Annotated in this window: 3 protein-coding genes; all 3 read left to right on the forward strand. The window is 47.5% G+C overall.

The window, feature by feature from the left end; genetic code table 11:
• Positions 1-72 precede the first annotated feature (72 nt).
• Complete coding sequence (locus tag VN105_RS20710) at positions 73-1,260, forward strand: FecR family protein (protein WP_325643761.1); 1,188 nt, start codon at positions 73-75, stop codon at positions 1,258-1,260.
• Between the two features lie 266 nt (positions 1,261-1,526).
• On the forward strand, positions 1,527-4,748 hold the full coding sequence (locus tag VN105_RS20715; protein WP_325643763.1) for a TonB-dependent receptor: 3,222 nt from the start codon (positions 1,527-1,529) through the stop codon (positions 4,746-4,748).
• A 38-nt stretch (positions 4,749-4,786) separates the two neighbouring features.
• Positions 4,787-5,728, forward strand: a 942-nt coding sequence (locus VN105_RS20720) for a RagB/SusD family nutrient uptake outer membrane protein (protein WP_325643765.1), incomplete at its 3' end; no start/stop codon positions are given.

Genomic DNA, 5,728 nt, shown 5'->3' on the forward strand with positions numbered 1-5,728 from the left:
CTGTAAATTTTTTTTTAAGATTTCTTTAATCGAAAACAGGATCTTATTGTTTCTATAGTAAAAGAGGTGAGTTTGGAAGCAGGTCAAAACAGTGAAACAAATCCATTATTGCAGCGGATAGCCTACCTGGTAGGCCGTTACCAGCAGGATGCGCTTACAGCAGCTGAGGAGGAAGAACTGCGTGTATGGCAGGACGCCTCCGCAGAGAACCGTCTTTTTTTTGAGCAGATGACCGACCCGGAGCTACTCCGCGGTAAGCTGTCGCAATACGAACAGTTCGACACCGCCGCCGGTTGGGCTGCTTTCAGCGCAAAGCATTTCCCGGCAGAAAATAACAGGCCGGTACGCCACATGTACCGGTGGTGGAGCGCCGCCGCAGCTGTATTGCTGTTATTGGGAGCAGGCATATATTTTTTTCGCCCTTCCGCCCCGCCTGCCCCGGTAGCGGCGCTCACCACAACGCCGGTATTGCCCGGATCAAGCAAAGCCACCTTAATACTGGCAAATGGTTCGGTAATACCACTGGGCAATGGCGGTATTGCCACGATTAACGTGCCCGGCATCCCTGCACAACTGAATAACGGCCAGCTGCAGTACAACACGCAAAATTTTAATGCGCCAGCCACCCTGAATACACTAACCACACCAAGAGGAGGACAGTTCCGCCTCGTATTACCGGATGGTACCAGGGTGTGGCTGAATGCAGCTTCCGCTATTACTTTCCCCACCGCTTTCAGGGAAGGGAAAAGAGAAGTGGAAATAAAAGGAGAAGCATATTTCGAAGTGGCTGCCATGGCAAAAATGCCTTTTAATGTAAAGGTCAGTCACCAAACAAACATAGAAGTATTAGGCACCAGTTTTAATATCAACGCCTATACAGATGAACCAGGCATTAAAACGACCCTTATACAAGGCGCCGTAAAAATAAATGCAGGCAACAGTTCCAGGGTATTATTACCCGGTCAGCAGGCATTGGTAAAAAGTCCTGGTAATATTGATATCGTAGCGCAGGCAGATACTGCGGCGATACTGGCCTGGAAGAAAGAGGAATTTTATTTCCGAGACGCAGACATCCCCACCGTGATGCGTCAGCTGGCCAGATGGTATGATGTAACAATTGTTTATGCAGGTAATATCCCTGCCCGCCGTTTTCAGGGAGAAATTCAACGCAACCTGCCACTGTCGGATGTTTTGGAAGGACTGGGAAGTACCGGTATCCATTTCCGCCTGCAGGGACGCAGCATTATCGTGGAACCATAGTAACAGCGGGTTTATTTTTTTAGCTATTGTCAACTGAACGTTTATGCACCACCAACTTTAGTTTTTATAATGCTGCCATACGGACAAAAAGAACCGGGGATGCTTGGACCCATCCCCGGTGAATATGTCCGGATGATAGTAGCACTCAGCTTGTACATACTTGAATACTGATTATCCATCCTAACAAATGCAAATCTATGCAATTGAATTATCATGGTAAAGTCCTTTCTATACCCGGACTTTCCCCAACCAAAATTGCACTTACTATGAGATTGACGATTGTTCTCATGATTGTGGCAACGTTAAAAGTATCTGCGGGTGCTTTTGCACAAACAGTGTCTGTGTCGGTAAAAAATGCGCCGATGGAAGAAGTGTTTACTTCTCTGAAAAAACAAACAGGTTACCTGTTCTTTTACGACAGGGACCTGCTGCGCACCGTTAAACCGGTTACCATCAAAGCGGAAAACACGAGCCTTACAGATTTCCTTGCGGAAATATTTAAAGGCCAGCCGCTTGACTACACTATTAAAGACAAAACCATTTTCATTAAGAAAAAAGCGCTGCCCGCAGGCAGCAGCAACAACATCAGCACCGCACCGGAAGCTACCCAGCAACCGGTGACGGGCGTGGTGAAAGATGCCGCAGGTACATTGCTGATCGGGGTAACCGTTAAAGTGAAAGGCACCAACATTGGTACCATCACAGATGAAAACGGGCATTTCTCCCTTGCTGCAGGCCCCGGCGATGAGCTGGTGATAACTTATGTGGGCTATGAACCGTACACTGTTCGCATCGGTAATTACGGACCACTGCAGTTATTCCTGAAACAACAGGCCAGCAGGCTCGATGAAACCGTGGTGATCGGCTATGGTACTACCAGCAAACGCTATAACACGGGTTCCGTTTCCAGCCTGAGCGCGGAAAATATTGGCTCCCAGCCGGTGATGGACCCCCTGGCCGCTATGCAGGGCAGAGTGGCAGGTATGCTGATCTCTTCTTCCAACGGGTTGCCGGGATCCAGCTTTAAAGTAACTATCAGAGGACAAAGCTCTATTGACCAGGATCATAAAAATGATCCTCTCTATGTGATCGACGGGGTACCTTTTTATTCCGAACCACTTAACCAGTTTACCTCTGCAAATGGTAATCAAAGCCCGCTGGCCACCATTAACCCGTCGGATATTGAACGCATCGATGTACTGAAAGATGCGGACGCTACTGCTATCTACGGCTCCAGGGGCGCTAACGGCGTTGTGCTTATCACTACCAAAAGAGGTAAATCCGGTAAAACACAGGCTAACTTCAACGTATATACGGGCGCCAGTAAAGTAGTGAATACCGTTAAAATGCTGAATACACCGGAATACATCGCCATGCGTAAGGAAGCGTTTAAAAATGATGGTAAAACCTATGATGAAGATATTGCTCCGGACCTTACTGTATGGGACCAGCAGCATACTACCGACTGGCAGAAGTTTATGATTGGCGGTACCGGTCATACTACGGAAGCACAAGGCGCTGTATCCGGCGGTAATGAACAAACACAGTTTTTATTAAGCGGCACTTATCATAAAGAAACAACGGTAATGCCGGGAAGCCTCGGCTACCAGAGAGGCGCGGGGCATTTCAATTTAAATCACAGCAGCGCCGATGGCAAGTTTAATATCAACACTTCTGTAAATTATTCTGCCAATAAGGATAATTCACTGGCCAGCGATCTTACCAGCTTCTTCAATATGTCGCCGAATTACCCGCTGTATGATTCTACCGGTAAATACTACTGGTTTGGAAGCGTTCAAAATCCACAGGCTTACCTGCTGCGCCGCTCCGAAATAAACACCAATAACCTCGTGGCTAACAGTATTATCAGGTACACCATCCTGCCCGGACTGAATCTGAAAACAAGCCTGGGATACAATAAATCAAACATGAAACAGGTGCAGGTGTATCCTGACGCCACCTTTAACCCGCTTACTTCCACCGGGAGCATGACATACTTCGGTACTTCCGATATCGGTTCTTACATCATCGAACCGCAGGTAGATTATAACAAGACCATCGCCAAAGGGGATCTGAACGTAATGGTAGGCGGTACCTGGCAGCAAACCATCCGGCAGGGTCAATCGGTAAAAGCAACAGGCTTTTCCAGCGATGCACTGCTGGAAGATCAGAGTGCAGCCGGCCTTATTACACCTAACCCATCACAGTATTCCTTTTACCGTTACACTTCCATTTTTGGAAGGATCAATTATAACTGGGATGGAAAATATCTGGTGAACGCCACATTCCGCCGCGATGGCTCCACCCGCTTTGGCCCGGGTAACCGCTTTGGCAACTTCGGGGCAATAGGCGCCGCCTGGATATTTACCAAAGAAGCTTTTATGAAGAATGTTAGTTTCCTCAGCTTCGGTAAACTCCGTGCCAGCATGGGCCTGACAGGTAATGATAACATAGGGGATTACCAGTATCTTGACAGCTGGACTTCAAATCCCTATCCTTATGATGCTATACCGGGATTAACACCTACACGCCTGGCGAATCCACTGTACAGATGGGAAGAGAACCGTAAGAAGGAAATTGGCCTGGAACTGGGATTCCTGAACGACAGGATCCTCTTTAACACCAATTACTATCACAACATCTCCGGTAATCAGCTGGTGAACGATCAGCTAACGCCACAGGTAGGATTCTCTTCCATCACCGCTAACTTCCCGGCAAAAGTACTTAACAGCGGATGGGAATTTGAAGTGAATACCACCAATATTCAGCGGCCCAACTTTAGCTGGAAATCGTCGCTGAACCTTACTGTGAGTAAAAATGAACTGAAATCATATCCCGGTTTTGAAGCATCTGCGTATAAAGATCAATACGTAGTAGGACAATCCCTGACTATTGTAAGAGGATACAAATTCCTGGGCATTGATCCGGAAACGGGACTGGCGCAGTTCTACAGCAACAGTGGCACTACTACTGATCCCGCAGAGTTTGACGATTATGTAACACTCGGCAAAACAATGCCGGCATTTTACGGCGGGTTACAGAACAGCTTTACGTATAAAGGATTCAGCCTCGATTTCCTGTTGCAGTTTGTAAAACAGGAAGGCCCGCAAATTGGCTATGGATACAGTAGCCCCGCCATCGGTACCTTCGCTAACCAGGACCTGCGTGCATTGGATCGTTGGAAAAACAAGGGGGATATTGCCACTGTTCCCGGCGCCACTACTTCCGCAGGAACAGCTAACTACAGGAACTATAGCCTGTCTACCGCCAGTTGGGGCGACGCCTCTTACATCCGCCTGAAAAATGTATCGGTGAGATATGACCTGTCGAAATATACCAAACGCTGGAAAGTTAACAACGTAAGCGTATACGCTTTAGCGCAAAACCTGCTCACTTTTACCAATTATAAAGGTCTTGATCCTGAAACCCAGGGTATGGTAATGCCACCGCTAAAAGCCTATACCATCGGGTTACAGTTTGGTTTGTAAAGAATATTCCTGTTTTGCAGATAATAAAAAGATTTACCATGAAACGAATTAATATATTTTTAATCGGTGTTCTTCTTCTCTGCGGCAGTTCCTGCAGTAAGTACGTGGATACGCCGTTACCAAAGAATGAACTGCCATCCGGCCTGGTGTTTACAGACGATAAAACGGCTACCGCAGCAGTTACCGGTTTGTATGGCAGTATGTACTCCTTCAACTACCAGTTTGCGAATGTGCTGATCAACTACCTCACCGCTATGCAGGCAGATGATATGGCCTATTATTCCAGCTTCGCGAACTACGATGTTTTTAAAGAGAACAGGTTGCTGCCCAGCAGCCAGTATGTGCAAAGCATGTTTGCTGATCTTTATAGTTATATCTACCAGACAAATGCGTGCGTGGAAGGGCTTTCCACGGCAACTGCATTAACGCCGTCTGTAAAAAACCAGTTATTGGGAGAGTCGCATTTCATGCGGGCTTTCTGTTATTTCTATTTGGTAAATATGTATGGAGATGTGCCCCTGATCACCGGCACAGACTATAAAGTAAATAGTGTGAAATCCCGCGCCCCGCGTGCAGAGGTATATAACACCATTATCAGCGATCTGAAAGAAGCAGTAGCGTTAATGGGAGATGATTATCCTACGGGACAGCATATACGCCCCGATAAAGCGGTGGCTAATGCTCTGCTGGCCAGGGTGTACCTGTATAACCAGAATTGGGCGCTGGCAGAAACCACGGCATCGCTGGTGATCAATGATAACCGTTATTCACTGCTAACAGACCTGAACAAGGTATTCCTGGCAAACAGCGGGGAAGCTATCTGGCAGTTGCAGCCCACCAATGTGCTCGGTGGCCGTAATACCTGGGAAGGGTTTACTTCTACACCGGCTATCACCTCTACCGGCGCCTATGGCACCGCTGTATTCAGATTGGATACCATTAACCTGATCAGGAAGTTCGAGGCCAATGACCTCCGGTTC

The sequence above is a fragment of the Chitinophaga sp. genome (genome assembly GCF_035564935.1).
GTDB lineage: Bacteria > Bacteroidota > Bacteroidia > Chitinophagales > Chitinophagaceae > Chitinophaga.